Annotated in this window: 10 protein-coding genes; 8 read left to right on the forward strand and 2 right to left on the reverse strand. The window is 67.5% G+C overall.

The window, feature by feature from the left end; all coding sequences use genetic code 11:
- The first annotated feature begins 22 nt into the window (after positions 1-22).
- Positions 23-1,267, forward strand: a complete 1,245-nt coding sequence (locus tag ACO07H_RS10765) for a M28 family peptidase (protein WP_422013904.1) — start codon at positions 23-25, stop codon at positions 1,265-1,267.
- A gap of 18 nt (positions 1,268-1,285) precedes the next feature.
- Here the strand turns inward: ACO07H_RS10765 and ACO07H_RS10770 are convergent, their stop codons facing one another.
- Together ACO07H_RS10770 and acnA are read right to left on the reverse strand one after the other, a co-directional pair.
- The gene (locus ACO07H_RS10770; protein WP_422013906.1) at positions 1,286-2,398 is read right to left on the reverse strand and encodes an acyltransferase family protein; all 1,113 of its coding nucleotides are present in this window, start codon (positions 2,396-2,398) and stop codon (positions 1,286-1,288) included.
- A 121-nt stretch (positions 2,399-2,519) separates the two neighbouring features.
- Complete coding sequence (acnA, locus tag ACO07H_RS10775; protein WP_422013908.1) at positions 2,520-5,243, reverse strand: aconitate hydratase AcnA; 2,724 nt, start codon at positions 5,241-5,243, stop codon at positions 2,520-2,522.
- Between the two features lie 77 nt (positions 5,244-5,320).
- Between acnA and ACO07H_RS10780 the strand changes: the two genes are divergently transcribed.
- The 7 genes from ACO07H_RS10780 to cdd all read left to right on the forward strand — a co-directional run bounded on the left by ACO07H_RS10780 (position 5,321) and on the right by cdd (position 13,999).
- Positions 5,321-6,670, forward strand: a complete 1,350-nt coding sequence (locus ACO07H_RS10780; protein ID WP_422013910.1) for an MATE family efflux transporter — start codon at positions 5,321-5,323, stop codon at positions 6,668-6,670.
- 12 nt (positions 6,671-6,682) lie between these two features.
- On the forward strand, positions 6,683-8,650 hold the full coding sequence (locus tag ACO07H_RS10785; RefSeq protein WP_422013912.1) for an acyltransferase family protein: 1,968 nt from the start codon (positions 6,683-6,685) through the stop codon (positions 8,648-8,650).
- A 247-nt stretch (positions 8,651-8,897) separates the two neighbouring features.
- Positions 8,898-9,872 carry a BMP family lipoprotein gene (locus ACO07H_RS10790; protein WP_422013914.1) on the forward strand — a complete coding sequence of 325 codons (975 nt, stop codon included), beginning with the start codon at positions 8,898-8,900 and terminating at the stop codon, positions 9,870-9,872.
- Positions 9,873-9,953: 81 nt separating this feature from the next.
- Entirely contained in the window at positions 9,954-11,510 is a 1,557-nt protein-coding gene (locus tag ACO07H_RS10795; RefSeq protein WP_422013916.1) for an ABC transporter ATP-binding protein, read from the forward strand.
- Positions 11,507-12,616, forward strand: coding sequence for an ABC transporter permease (locus ACO07H_RS10800; protein ID WP_422013918.1), 1,110 nt, complete (start codon positions 11,507-11,509; stop codon positions 12,614-12,616). The genes ACO07H_RS10795 and ACO07H_RS10800 overlap by 4 nt, the downstream gene beginning before the upstream one ends.
- Positions 12,609-13,583: an ABC transporter permease gene (locus ACO07H_RS10805; RefSeq protein WP_422013920.1), complete on the forward strand. Its 975-nt coding sequence runs from the start codon at positions 12,609-12,611 to the stop codon at positions 13,581-13,583. Before ACO07H_RS10800 ends, ACO07H_RS10805 begins: the two co-directional genes overlap by 8 nt.
- Positions 13,583-13,999 (forward strand): cytidine deaminase, encoded by a 417-nt coding sequence (cdd, locus tag ACO07H_RS10810; protein WP_422013922.1) that lies wholly within the window; start codon positions 13,583-13,585, stop codon positions 13,997-13,999. The genes ACO07H_RS10805 and cdd overlap by 1 nt, the downstream gene beginning before the upstream one ends.
- The last annotated feature ends 6 nt before the right edge of the window (positions 14,000-14,005 follow it).

The following is a 14,005-nucleotide window of genomic DNA, read 5'->3' on the forward strand; positions in this document are numbered from 1 at the left end:
CCCCAACGCATCCCGGTGCCCCATGGCTTTCAAGATCGCTCTCGCGGTGTTCGCCGCGACCGTCGCGGCCGCTTCGGTCTGCGCGCAGACGCCAGCGCCCGCCGACCCCGTGGCCACGCTCGTGGACCATCTCGCGCTCGACAACTACAAGGCCACCATCCAGGGCCTGACGCAGTTCGGCGACCGACGCCAGGGCACCGAGCGCAACCGGCAGGCGCTGGACTGGATCGAGGCGCAGCTGAAGCGCTACGGCTGCACGAACACCGAACGGCTGCGCTACGAGTTCACCGAGCCCGCCCGGCGCGGCCCGGTGCAACTGCAGCCGCTGCGCGCGGGCGGCCCGGCGGCGCAGGGCGGCGGCACGCTGTTCGGCCGGCGTGCGCCCATCGGCGTGAACACCGACCCGATGGCGCAGCCCGACGAGCGGCTGCGCGCGCTGAACGCGGAGCCCACGCCGCCGGGCACGACGCCGCGCGAGAGCGTCTACTGCACCAAGGTCGGTTCGACGCGGCCGGACGAGATGTACATCGTCTCCGCGCACATGGACGGCATCGGCTTCGGCGAGGCCGCCAACGACGACGGCTCGGGCACGGCGCTGGTCATGGAGCTGGCGCGCATCTTCAGCCTGCCCGGCGTGACGACGGAGCGCTCCATCCGCTTCATCCTGTGGAACAACGAGGAGACCGGCCTGAACGGCGCCTACGCCTATGTGGCGCAGCGCAAGGACCTGCAGGGCATCGAGTCGCCCAAGGGCTCGGGCCGGTACCCGGAGCCGACCTGGCTGGGCCTGATCCAGCACGACATGCTGCTGTTCGACCACGGCATGCCCGTGCCCAAGCTGGACGCCGCGGGCAAGCCGGTGCTGGACGCCCGTGGCCAGCCGGTCTACGTCGCGCCGAAGGAGCAGCGCGCCGAGGCCGACGTGAACGTGGAGTTCCAGGTGAACTCCAGACAGGCGGAGGGCTCGGCCAGGCTGGCCTGGCAGCTGCGCGCGGCCAACGAGAAGTACGCGACCGACTATCCGGCCGCCGTCGGCAACCGCATGACCAACACCGACTCCACGCCGTTCATGGACCTGGTGCCCGCCATCTCCGTGCGCGAGAACGAGCGCGGCATGCAGATCGGTGCGGGCTGGAACCCGCACTGGCACCAGCCCACCGACCTGTTCTCCACTTACTCGGACAAGGATTTCCTGCTGGGCCTGAACGCCGCGCAGACGACGTTGGCGGCCGTCGCGCAGCTGGCCGGCGCCAAGGTCGGGCGCTGACGCATCAGGCCTGACGCGTCACACCGTTATGGCGCTGGGCGTCGCGGCCGCTTGCCGTTTCGCCAGCCGGTCGCGCAGCCGCAGGCAAGGGCGCTCCACCCCGTGGTGCAGCGCGGCGCCCACGGCCAGGATCGCCACCGCATGGAGGGCGAACAGCGCCACGCCCTGCAGCGGCAGCGGCAGCGCCGGCGCCAGCCACGCGTGCATGACGAGCTTGTGGCTCAGGTACAGGCTGTACGACGCCGCCGCCACCCAGCCCGCGCCGGGTACGGCCCTGCGGCCCAGCAGCCCTTGCGGCGAGCTGGCCGACAGCACCAGCAGCCCGAAGCCTAGCGACAGGATGGGCCAGCCGATGGCGTTGGCCAGCAGGCCCGTGCGGTCGCGGAACAGCCAGAGGGCCAGCGCCGCCACCGCGAAACCGCACAGCATCAGCGGCGTCGAACGCGCCAGCAGCTTTTCCCACCAGAGCGGCCGGTACACGCGCAGCGCCGCCAGCATGACGCCGACCAGCAGGCCGTCCAGCCGCATCCATGTCGGGTAGTAGAGGTCCTCGATGAACCAGGGGCGCGGCGGCTGCGTGGCGTCGTCGTGGAGCCAGACGCCGGTACGCAGCGCGATGCCCGCCAGCACGAGGCCGAGGCACAGCGCCGCGAAGCGAGCCGCTGACGCACGGCGCGTGGCCCACCAGGCCAGCAGCGGGAACAGCAGGTAGAAGTGCTCCTCCACGCACAGCGACCAGGCATGCGAGAACGCGGGGTTGCGGCCGTAGTCGATCAACAGGTTCAGCGTGAAGGTCGCGAACTTCCACCACGCGTCCAGCCCCGGTGCCTCGCGCAGCACCGGGAAGGCCACGTACACCGCCAGCACGACGGCGAACGCCGGCAGGATGCGCCAGGCGCGCCGCCCGTAGAAGCTGCCCAGCCGCAGCGGCTCGCCGCGCTGCAGCGTGCGCAGCAGTTGCGAGCCGATCAGGAAGCCGCTGAGCACGAAGAAGATGTCCACGCCGGCCCAGCCGAATCGGGACAGCCACTCGAAGCGCGGCCCCAGGCCATCGACAAGGAAGGAGTGGAAGAGCATCACCCAGACGATGGCGATGCTGCGCAGCAGGTCGAGACCAGGCAGATGTGGCATGGAGGGCGTAGTGAATGGGTCTTCGGGCCGAGCGCCGGGCCGCTCCCAAGCCGTCCCCTCGGGGGACCCGATCAGGCCCGCCCGCGTTCAGCGGAAGCGGGACTGGGCGAGGGGCATCAGCTCAGGCAGCGAGGAGCTGTCTGAGTACAAAAGGCAGGATGCCGCCGTGGAAGTAGTAGTCCACCTCGATGGCGGTGTCGATGCGCAGCGTCAGCTTCACGGCCACCTGGCTGCCGTCCGCCCGTGTGATGGTCATCACCGCGTCGCCCTGCGGCTTGATGTCGTCCGCCAGCGTGATGTCGATGGTCTCGGCGCCGGTCAGGCCCAGGCTCTCCCAGGAGTCGCCGGCCTTGAACTGCAGCGGCAGCACGCCCATGCCGATCAGGTTGGAACGGTGGATGCGCTCGAAGCTCTTGGCGATGACGGCCTTGATGCCCAGCAGTTGCGTGCCCTTGGCGGCCCAGTCGCGACTCGACCCGGTGCCGTACTCCTCGCCCGCGAAGATGACGGTCGGCGTGCCCTCCGCGATGTAGTCCATCGCGGCGTCGTAGATGGCCATCTTGTGGCCGCCCTTGAGCGTGTAGCCGCCTTCCTCGCGCGAGCCGTCGGGGTGGGCGGGCAGCATCAGGTTCTTCACGCGCACGTTGGCGAAGGTGCCGCGCATCATGACGTCGTGGTTGCCGCGGCGCGCGCCGTAGGAGTTGAAGTCGGCCTTCTGCACGCCGTGCTCGACGAGGAACTTGCCGGCCGGCGTCGTTTCCTTGAACGAGCCGGCAGGGCTGATGTGGTCGGTGGTGATGGAGTCGCCGAACAGTGCCATGACGCGGGCGCCCTTGACGCCGGACACCAGCGTCTTGGGCTGCATCGTGAAGCCCGAGAAGAACGGCGGCTGCGCGATGTAGGTGCTCTTGGGCCAGTTGTAGACCTGGCCCTTGACGCCCTTGATCGCGTCCCAGAGCTTGCCGGGCTTGCTGGCGACCTGCTCGTAGTTGGCCCTGAACGCCTTGGCGTTCATCGCGTACTTCATCAGCGCGTAGATCTCGTCGCTGCTGGGCCAGATGTCGCCCAGGTAGACCGGCTTGCCGTTCTTGCCGTGGCCCACGGGCTGGGTCATCAGGTCCGTGGTGACGTTGCCGGCAATCGCGTAGGCGACGACCAGCGGCGGGCTGGCGAGGAAGTTGGCCTTCAGGTTGGGGTGGATGCGCGCCTCGAAGTTGCGGTTGCCCGACAGCACGGCCGCGCAGACGAGGTCGTTGTCCTGGATGAGCCGGTTCAGCTCCGGCGTCAGGTCGCCCGCGTTGCCGATGCAGGTCGTGCAGCCGTAGGCGGCGACGTTGAAGCCCAGCTTCTCCAGATAGGGCAGCAGGCCGGCCTTCTCCAGGTACTCGGTGACGATGCGCGAGCCGGGCGCCAGCGACGTCTTGATGTGCGGCTGCACCGTCAGCCCCGCCTCCACGGCCTTCTTGGCCAGCAGCCCGGCGGCCAGCAGCACGCCGGGGTTGCTGGTGTTGGTGCATGACGTGATGGCAGCGATCAGCACGTCGCCGTTGCGGATCTCCAGGCCCGAGTCGGTCTTGAACGGCTGCGTGAGCTTTTCGGCCGGCTGGTTGAAGCCGTTCTCGGCCGTGGACTTGCTGAACAGCTCGGCGAACTGGGTCGCGAGGTGCGTGATCTCGATGCGGTCCTGCGGGCGCTTGGGGCCGGCGAGGCTGGGTGCCACGGTGCCGAGGTCCAGCGAGACGACGGAGGTGTAGTCCAGCTCGCCCTTTTTCGGGATGCCGTACATGCCCTGCGCCTTCCAGTAGGCCTCGAAGGCCTCGATCTCGGCCTTGGTGCGGCCGGTGCCCTTGAAGTAGTCGACGGTCTTGTCGTCCACCGGGAAGAAGCCCATCGTCGCGCCGTACTCCGGCGCCATGTTGGCGATGGTGGCCCGGTCGGGCAGCGCCAGGCTGGCCGTGCCCTCGCCGAAGAACTCGACGAACTTGCCCACCACCTTGTGCTTGCGCAGGATCTCGGTGACGGTCAGCACCAGGTCGGTCGCCGTGACGCCCTCGCGCAGCTGTCCGGTCAGCTCGAAGCCGACGACGTCCGGCGTCAGCATGTACACCGGCTGGCCCAGCATGCCGGCCTCGGCCTCGATGCCGCCCACGCCCCAGCCGACGACGCCGATGCCGTTGATCATGGTGGTGTGGCTGTCGGTGCCGACCAGGCTGTCGGGGTAGTAGACGCCGGCCTTGGTCTTGTGCACGCCGCGCGCCAGGTATTCCAGGTTCACCTGGTGCACGATGCCGAAGCCCGGGGGCACGACGCCGAAGGTGTCGAAGGCCTGCATGCCCCACTTCATGAACTCGTAGCGCTCGCGGTTGCGCTCGAACTCCAGCTTCATGTTCAGGTCCAGCGCCTGCTGGGTGCCGTAGTAGTCGATCATGACGCTGTGGTCCACCACCAGATCCACCGGCACCAGCGGTTCGATGGCCTTGGGGTCGTGCCCCAGGTCGGCCGCCACGTTGCGCATCGCGGCCAGGTCGGCCAGCAGCGGCACGCCGGTGAAGTCCTGCAGCACGACGCGGGCGACGACGAACGGGATCTCGTCCACGCGTTCGGCGACGGGCTTCCAGTTCGCCAACTGCGTCACATGCTCCGCCGTCACCTTCTTGCCATCGCAGTTGCGCAGCACGCTCTCCAGCACGATGCGCATGGACACCGGCATGCGGCTCACGTTCGGGAAGGCCTCGGCCAGCTTGGGCAGCGAGAAGAACTGGCCGGCCTTGCCGGACGCGGTCTTGAAGCTGGCCTGGGTGTCGGCGAACGCGTGCGAGGAGGCTGCGGACTTGGGTTTCACCATGGTTACTCCATTACGATTTCGGGCCATTGTGGCGAGCTTGCCGTGACTTGTGTGAATCCCGCCTTTCGCGCTCGGCCATGACGGCCGTTGCCGCTCGCCCCCGTCTCTTTGCGCTGACCTGGCCGCTGCTGCTGGAGCTGCTGCTGGGCATCGGCATCGGCGTCATCGGCACGGCGCTGGCGGCGCGGCTGTCGGATGACAGCGGCGCCGCGTTCGGCCTGGCCAACCAGGTCTTTGCAACACTTTTCATCCTGTTCCGCATCATCGGCGCGGGCGTCAGCGTGGCCATCACGCAGGCGCTGGGCGCGGGGCGGCGCGACCAGGCCGACGCGGTGGCCCGCGCGGTGGTGGGCGCCAGCACCTGGCTGGGGCTGACGGGCGCGGCCGTGGCCCTCATTGCGGCCGGCCCGCTGCTGGGCGTCGTCAACGCGCCGCCCGAGGTCGCGCCGCTGGCCGGCACGCTGCTGCAAGCCCTGGCCCCCGCGCTGCTGATGGACGCCTGGAACGCCAGCATGGCCAGTGTCATGCGCGCCCACCTGCGCAGCCGCGACGCGCTGGCCGTGGTCATCGCCATCCAGCTCGTCACGCTGCTCGTCGCGTTGGCGGCCATGCCGCACCTGGGCCTCGTGGGCTATGCGCTGGCCTGCACCTGCGGGCGCGCCGTGGGCCTGGCGCTGCACATCCTGCTGTGGCGCGCGCGGCTGGGCCTGCGACTGCGCCCGGCCGACTGGTGGCGCCTGGTGCGCGCGCCGCTGGCCACCGTGCTGCACATCGGCATCCCGGGCGCGGCGGAGAACATCGCCTGGCGCCTGGCGTTCATGACGAGCCTCGCGGCGGTGGCGCAACTGGGCGCGCACTCGCTGGCCACGCACGCCTACACGATGCAGTTTCTCTACGTGATCCTGATGTTCAGCCTGGCCATCGGTTTCGCGGTCGAGATCCTCGTGGGCCACCTCGTCGGGGCGGGCGAGCTGCATGCGGCACACCGGCTGGTGCGCCGCGCGCTGGCGCTGGGCTTCGTCGTGGCCTTGCTGGTGGCGGGCGCCTTCGCGCTGGCCGGGCCCTGGCTGCTGGCCCGCTTCACGTCCGACCCCGAGATCATCGCGCTGGGCGCCACGCTGCTGTGGTGGACGGTGCTGCTGGAGCCGGGCCGCACGTTCAACCTGGTCGTCATCAACGCGCTGCGCGCCACGGGCGACGCGCGCTACCCCGTCATGGCTGGCGCGGCGTCCATGGTCGTCGTGCTGGCCGGCGGCAGCTGGTTCCTGGGCGTGTACCTGGGCTGGGGGCTCGTGGGCGTGTGGATCGCCTACGCGGCGGATGAGTGGATTCGCGGGCTGCTGATGTGGCGGCGATGGGCGACACTGGGGTGGTTGCCCCACGCCCGTGCGGCTCACAGGCGGCTGCGAAGCCGTACCAGCTCCTGACTGGCTCCAGCGATGTCTGGCTTCCAGACCGCCATGAGATACAGACCAGAAATCGACGGCCTTCGCGCGTTCGCGGTTCTGCCCGTGATCTTCTTTCATGCCGGCGTTGCTGGGTTTGAAGGCGGCTTTGTCGGCGTCGATATCTTCTTTGTGATCAGTGGATTCCTGATCACGTCAATCCTGGTGTCGGAACTCGAGACAGGCAAGTTCTCGATTGTTTCATTTTATGAGCGACGTGCCAGAAGGATTCTTCCGGCGCTGTTTTTCATGATGCTGTTGTGCCTGCCTCTGGCATGGCTGTTCCTGCTGCCGGCTGATCTCGAAGATTTCTCACGCAGCATGGTGGCCGTCGTGGCCTTTGTTTCTAATATATTTTTCTGGTGGACGAGCGACTATTTTGCCGCCGCCGCAGAGTTGAAGCCTTTGCTGCACACCTGGAGCCTGGCGGTTGAAGAGCAGTATTACCTGTTCTATCCGGTCTTGCTGCTTTCTCTGTGGCGTTGCGGGCGACGCAGCGTGTTTTGGGTGCTGGCTGTTGCCAGTGTTGCGAGCCTGGTGACGGCCCAGATCGGCATTGCCACGAAACCAGTGGCGGCCTTTTATCTGTTGCCAACACGGGCCTGGGAGCTGTTGTTAGGCAGTCTGGTGGTTTTCGTTGTGCCCAAGATTGATGCGCTTCTGAACAATCAAGTGGTTGCCGAGATTGCAGCGGCGCTCGGGCTGATGTTGATTTCTTACGCCATCCTGTGGTTTGACAAATCGACGCCGTTTCCCGGAGCGTGGGCGTTGGTGCCTACCGTCGGGACGGTACTCATCCTCGCCTTTGCTCGACCGGCGACGCGGGTTGGCCGGCTGCTCGGCTGGGGGCCGTTCGTCAAGATGGGGCTCATCAGCTACAGCGCCTACCTGTGGCACCAACCGCTGATCGCTTTCGTTCGCCATGAAGCGGTCAGCGCACCCGGACCTGGCCTTCTTGCCGCCGTGATCGCGACGTCCCTGGTGTTGGCTCACGTCAGTTGGCGTTATGTCGAGAGCCCATTCAGGGCCAGGGGTGTGTTTTCCCGTCGCCAGATTTTCGTTTTCAGCGCGGTTGGATTGCTGTTCTTCGGTGGCGTGGGCGTTGTCGGCGCTGTTAACAAGGGCTTCGCCGACAGGTTGCCAACTGCCTCGAGGGGAGCTGATGCGGACATGGCGAGATCGGACAGCGGCTGGTGTTTTTACAGTATCGACGCCAATGCGGCGTTGAAGGTGGGTTCTGCGGGCACCACGTGCTGGCTGGGGGAGCGTGCCGCTCATACCAAAGCATTGCTCGTTGGCGATTCTTTCGCTGGGCAGTACGAGCCGCTGTGGGATGTGGTGGGCCGCAGGTCCGGCTTCGCCGTCAACTCCATCACCACGAACTGGTGTTTTCCGGCCTTGGGCGATGAATTCATCGGCCCGAAAACCAGCATGGCGTACAGGCAATGCCAATTCAATCGTGCCTTCGTCGGCAGCGAGATTGGACGGTATGATTTTGTCGTTGTTGCTGGCCATTGGATGAAAGTGGCCAACTTGGATCAGCTGAAGGCAACGATGGAATTCATCGACTGGCTCAGTGCACGGGTCCGATTTGTCGTTGTGATGCCCAGCCCACGGCTCTACGATGCCGACATCGCCGCATACTATAAGAAGTCTCATATTCGAGGTTCGGCCTTTGATCCTCGAAAGGTGGGTGTCGAACGGGACAGGCAAGCCGAAGCGGCAAACCGCGCGTTGAGCGCGAGAGTTGCCGGTTGGGGCAATGTATTGATGCTCGACCGTGCAGACTTGTTCTCGATCGATGGGCATGTTTCCGATGTGACGGAGGCGGGCGTTCCCTTCAGCTTGGAGGGCACGCACATCAGCGTGGCGGGCGCCCAGGCGGCCGCAGCGGGGTTCATGCGGTCCGGTGCCTATGTTCGCTTCGAGCAATTGTTGAGAGGCGATGCACTTCCGCGTTGAGTAGGCGGCGCAGCGTGAGTTGTGGCTCGGTGCGGAGCTGATCGTCTATGCTGCGGATGGGCCCGCTGAGCGGCGTTGCGGTGTGCCGGCGCGGGGCGCTTCATGGCCAGTTGTCGAGGACCTCTACAGGGCTTTCGCTGGTTCAGCCCAGTTCAATCCCGTCCCACGGCTCCGTATTTTCCTGGTTAGTAAATATTGAGGGTAGCTGCCTACAATGCACGCCTTTCGCCTGGCCTCTCCTGTGCCCATGAAAACTGTTCTGCGTCTCTCCGCTCTTGTCCTGTCGCTTGCGTCGGCCCTGGCCCAGGCCCAGCAGCCCGCAGTGATCTTCGACATGGGCGGCAAGTTCGACAAATCCTTCAACCAGGCCGGCTACCAGGGGGCTGAGCAGTGGAAGAAGGAGACCGGCAAGGCCTATCTCGAATTCGAGATCAGCAACGACACCCAGCGCGTGCAGGCCATCCGCCGCATGGCCGAGCGCGGCGCCAGCCCCATCATCAGCATCGGCTTCGCCCAGGCGTCGGCGCTGCAGCAGGTGGCCAAGGACTTCCCCAAGACCCAGTTCGCCATCATCGATGCCAAGGTGGACCTGCCCAACGTTCAGTCGCTGCTGTTCAAGGAGCATGAAGGCAGCTACCTGGTCGGCGCGATGGCGGCCATGGTCAGCAAGACCGGCAAGGTCGGCTTCGTGGGCGGCATGGACATCCCGCTGATCCGCAAGTTCCAGTGCGGCTACGAGCAGGGTGCGAAGGCGACCAACGCCAAGATCGAGGTGTTCTCCAACATGACGGGCACCACGTCCTCGTCGTGGAACGACCCGACCCGCGGTGGCGAGCTGGCCAAGGCGCAGTTCGCCAAGGGCTCGGACGTCGTCTTCGCCGCGGCCGGCGGCACCGGCGTGGGCGTCTACCAGGCGGCCAAGGACGCCGGCAAGCTGGCCATCGGCGTGGACAGCAACCAGAACCACCTGCAGCCCGGCACCATGCTGACCTCCATGGTCAAGCGTGTGGACGTGGCCGTCTACAACGTGCTGAAGGCCTGGAAGCCCGGCGTCAGCGTGCTGGGCCTGAAGGAAGGCGGCGTGGACTATGCCGTCGACGACAACAACGCCAAGCTGCTGAACCCGGCGCTGAAGGCCAAGGTCGATGCCGTGAAGGCCGACATCATCGCCGGCAAGGTGAAGGTGGCGGACTACATGGCGGACAACGCCTGCAAGTACTGATGGCTCTGCGGGACGGGCCTGCAGCCGACTCAGCCGTCGGCGACCCGTCCTCAACTGACTAGAGAGCGTTCTCGCCCCGACATGCCAGAGCAAGCCACTCCCGTAGCCGTCCGTCTGCGGGCGATCTCCAAGCGCTTCGGCGCCGTGCAGGCCAACCGCGAGGTGTCGTTCGACATCGCCGCGGGCAGCGTGCATGGCCTCGTCGGCGAGAACGGCGCCGGCAAGAGCACGTTGATGGCCATCCTGTATGGCTATTACCACGCCGACGCCGGCAGCATCGAGATCGACGGCCAGCCCGCCCACATCGCCAACTCGCAGCAGGCGATTGCGCTGGGCATCGGCATGGTCCACCAGCACTTCATGCTGGTCGACACGCTGACCTGCCTGGAAAACATCATGCTGGGCGCGGAGGGCGGCTTCTTCCTGGCGCCGTCCAAGGCCAAGGTGCGCGCCAGGCTGGACACGCTGATGGCCGAGACCGGCCTGCAGGTGCACCTGGACGCTCTCGTCGGCGACCTGCCCGTCGGCGAGCTGCAGCGGCTGGAGATCCTGAAGGCGCTGTACCGCGGCGCCAAGATCCTGATCCTGGACGAACCCACCGCGGTGCTGACGCCTCAGGAGACCGACCAGCTGTTCGTCACGCTGCGCCGGTTGAAGGAGCGCGGCACGACGCTTATCCTCATCACGCACAAGCTCAAGGAAGTGATGAGCCTGTGCGGCGCCGTCACGGTGATGCGCCAGGGCCAGGTTGTCGAGACACGGCACATCGCGGCCTGGAGCGAAGAGGCGCTGGCCGAATCCATGGTGGGCCGCAAGGTCACGCTGGGCCGGCCTGAATCGGAACCTGGCCTGGAAGTTCATGTGGGCGAGGTGCGCCTGCAGGCGTCCGGCCTGAGCCTGAAGCACGCCAATGGCGTGCCGGCGCTCAAGGACGTGAGCCTCACGCTCAAGGCCGGCGAGATCGTCGGCGTGGCCGGCGTGTCGGGCAACGGCCAGAGCGAGCTGCTGGAAGTGCTGTCCGGCCTGCGCGCGCCAGAGGGCGGCCGGCTCGAATTGGGCGGGAGGTCGTTCGCGCCCGGCGCCTGGCTGGACACGGCCCAGGCCCGCCCGCTGCGGCTGGCGCACGTGCCGGAAGACCGGCATGCGGTGGGTCTGGTCATGAGCTTCCCAGCCTGGGAGTCCGCCGTGCTGGGCTACCAGAACCTGCCGAAGTACCGCAAGGGCGCGTCCATGAACCACGCCGCGATGCGCGAGGCGACACGGCAGATGCAGGCCCGTTTCGACGTGCGCCCGCGCGACGAGAACCTGGGCTCCAGCAAGTTCTCCGGCGGCAACCAGCAGAAGCTCATCCTGGCGCGCGAGATCGGCGAGCAGCCGACCGTGCTGCTGGTGGGCCAGCCCACGCGTGGCGTGGACATCGGCGCCATCGAATTCATCCACCACCAGCTGCGCGCGCTGCGCGACGCCGGCTGCGCCGTGCTGCTGGTCAGCAGCGAGCTGGACGAGATCCTGGCGCTGGCCGACCGCGTGATCGTCATGAACGCCGGCCGCATCACCGGCGAGCTGGCCATCGAAGACTGCGACGAACGTCGCCTCGGCCTGCTGATGGCCGCACAAGAAGAACGAGCGGCCGCATGAGCCAACCCCTGACCCTTCCCCGCTGGATCGACATCGGCCTGCTGCCGCTGTGGAACCTCGCCATCGCGCTGGTCGTGGCGGGTCTCGTCGTCATGGTCATCGGCCACAGCCCCTGGCAGGCGCTGACGGTGCTGCTCAACGGCGCGCTGGGCAGCGTGCGCGGCCTGGGCTATTCGCTGTACTACGCGACGACCTTCATCTTCACCGGCCTGGCGGTCGCGGTCGCCATTCACGCCGGGCTGTTCAACATCGGCGGCGAAGGCCAGGCGACGCTGGGCGGCGTGGGCGTCGCGCTGGTGGCGCTGTGGCTGGGCGCCAAGCTGCCGGCCGTCGTCATGCTGCCGCTGCTGGTCGTCGCCGCCGCGCTGTTCGGCATGCTGTGGGCGGCGCTGCCGGCCTATCTGCAGGCCTGGCGCGGCAGCCACATCGTCATCACGACCATCATGTTCAATTTCCTCGGCGCGGCGCTCAACGCCTACCTGCTGGTGAACTGGCTGCGGCCGGCCGGCAGCATGTCGGTCGAGTCAGCGGAGTTCGCCGACAGCGCCCGCATGCCGGCGTTGCACCAGATGGCTGCTGCGCTGGGCTATGAACTGCCGTCGTCGCCGCTGAACTTCAGCCTCGTCATCGCGCTGCTGGCCTGCGTGGCCGTCGGCTGGTTCCTGTGGAAGAGCGCGGCGGGCTACGCGGTGCGTGCCGTCGGCAGCGCGCCGCGTGCCGCGCACTACGCGGGCATCCACCCGCGCGCGCAGGTGCTGCTGGCCATGGCCATCTCCGGCGCGCTGGCCGGCATGGTGGGCATCAACGAGATCTCTGGCGTGCAGGGCAAGCTGACGCTGGACTTCGTGGCCGGTGCCGGCTTCACGGGCATTGCCGTGTCGCTGATGGGTCGCAACCATCCTGTGGGCATCATCCTCGCGTCGCTGCTGTTCGGCGTGCTGTACCAGGGCGGCGTCGAGGTGAGCTTCGAGCTGCAGGGCTTCAGCCGCGAGATGGTGGTCACGGCGCAGGGCCTGATCGTGCTGTTCTCCGGCGCGATGGCCACCGTCAGCGCGCCGCTGTTCGCGCGTGTCTATGCCGCCGTGAAGGGAGGCCGCCGTGGATGAAGTCCTGATCGCCTCGGTGATCGCCTCCACGCTGCGCGTGAGCGCGCCGTTGCTGCTGTGCGCGATGGCGGGCGTGCTGTCCGAGCGCGCCGGCGTCGTCGACCTGGGGCTGGAAGGCAAGATGCTGTTCGCCGCCTTCGCCGCCGCGGCGACGGCTTCGGTCACGCATTCCACCGGGCTGGGGCTGCTGGCCGCTGTCGCGGTGGCCTGCGCGGCCTCGCTGCTGCACGGCTTTGCCTGCGTGACGCACCGCGGCGACCAGGTCGTCTCGGGCGTCGCGCTGAACATGATCGCGGCCGGCCTCACGGTGGTGCTGGGCATCGCCTGGTTCCAGCAGGGCGGGCAGACGCCGCCCATCGAACCCGACGTGCGCCTGACCGCGCTCGCCAAGGGCTTCGCCGAGCCGCAGCCGGGCCACTGGTTCGCGTCCGTGTTCGGCCACGGCTTCCTCAGCCACAACGTGCTGGTCTACATCGCCTTCCTGATGGTCGCGGCAGTGTGGTTCTTCCTGGAGCGCACGCGCCCGGGCCTGAGGCTGCGCGCCGTCGGCGAGAACCCGGCCATGGTGGAAGCCGCCGGCATGTCCGTGCAAGGCCTGCGCTACCAGGCGCTGCTGATGAACGGCGTGCTGTGCGGCCTGGCGGGCTCCTACCTGACGCTGGCGCAGAACGCGTCCTTCTCGCCCAACATGACCGCCGGCCGCGGCTTCATCGCGCTGGCCGCGATGATCTTCGGCAAGTGGAAGCCGCTGCCCACGATGGCTGCCTGCCTGCTGTTCGGCTTCCTGGACGCCATCGCCATCCGCATGCAGGGCGTGCAGCTGCCAGCGAGCCTGGGCGGGGGCGAGGTGCCGGTGCAGCTGATCCAGGCGTTGCCCTACATCCTGACCGTCGTGCTGCTGGCCGGCTTCATTGGTTCGGCCATCGCACCCAAGGCCCTGGGTCGTCCGTACGTGAAGGAACGCTGATGGACCTCTCCCAAGACCTGCTGGACCGCCTGCTGGCCGAGTCGCTGCGTGCGCGCGACCTGGCCCACGCGCCGTACTCCAGATACCGTGTCGGCGTGGCCCTGCTCGACGAGCAGGGCCGCATCCACGTCGGCGCCAACATGGAGAACGCGTCCTACCCGCAGGGCTGGTGCGCCGAGCCGTCGGCGCTGACGGCGATGCGCATGGCCGGCGGCAAACAGGCCAGGGCGGTGCTGGTGACGGGGCCCGGCCCGGACATCATCACCCCCTGCGGCGGCTGCCGCCAGAAGCTCCGGGAGTTTTCCGTGCCCGACGAGCTCGTCATCATTGCCGGCGACCCGGGCGGCATCCGCCAACGCTGGACCCTGGCCGAACTGCTGCCCCACAGCTTCGGGCCGGATCATTTGAAGTTCTGAGGTTTC

It is taken from the genome of Roseateles sp., assembly GCF_965229315.1.
GTDB lineage: Bacteria > Pseudomonadota > Gammaproteobacteria > Burkholderiales > Burkholderiaceae_C > Pelomonas.

Bases quoted from the DNA above. Each gene is read 5' to 3' on its own strand.
- acnA (WP_422013908.1), bottom strand. From the start codon at position 5,243: ATGGTGAAACCCAAGTCCGCAGCCTCCTCGCACGCGTTCGCCGACACC.
- ACO07H_RS10770 (WP_422013906.1), bottom strand. From the start codon at position 2,398: ATGCCACATCTGCCTGGTCTCGACCTGCTGCGCAGCATCGCCATCGTC.
- ACO07H_RS10765 (WP_422013904.1), top strand. From the start codon at position 23: ATGGCTTTCAAGATCGCTCTCGCGGTGTTCGCCGCGACCGTCGCGGCC.
- ACO07H_RS10780 (WP_422013910.1), top strand. From the start codon at position 5,321: ATGACGGCCGTTGCCGCTCGCCCCCGTCTCTTTGCGCTGACCTGGCCG.
- ACO07H_RS10790 (WP_422013914.1), top strand. From the start codon at position 8,898: ATGAAAACTGTTCTGCGTCTCTCCGCTCTTGTCCTGTCGCTTGCGTCG.
- ACO07H_RS10795 (WP_422013916.1), top strand. From the start codon at position 9,954: ATGCCAGAGCAAGCCACTCCCGTAGCCGTCCGTCTGCGGGCGATCTCC.
- ACO07H_RS10800 (WP_422013918.1), top strand. From the start codon at position 11,507: ATGAGCCAACCCCTGACCCTTCCCCGCTGGATCGACATCGGCCTGCTG.
- cdd (WP_422013922.1), top strand. From the start codon at position 13,583: ATGGACCTCTCCCAAGACCTGCTGGACCGCCTGCTGGCCGAGTCGCTG.
- ACO07H_RS10785 (WP_422013912.1), top strand. From the start codon at position 6,683: ATGTCTGGCTTCCAGACCGCCATGAGATACAGACCAGAAATCGACGGC.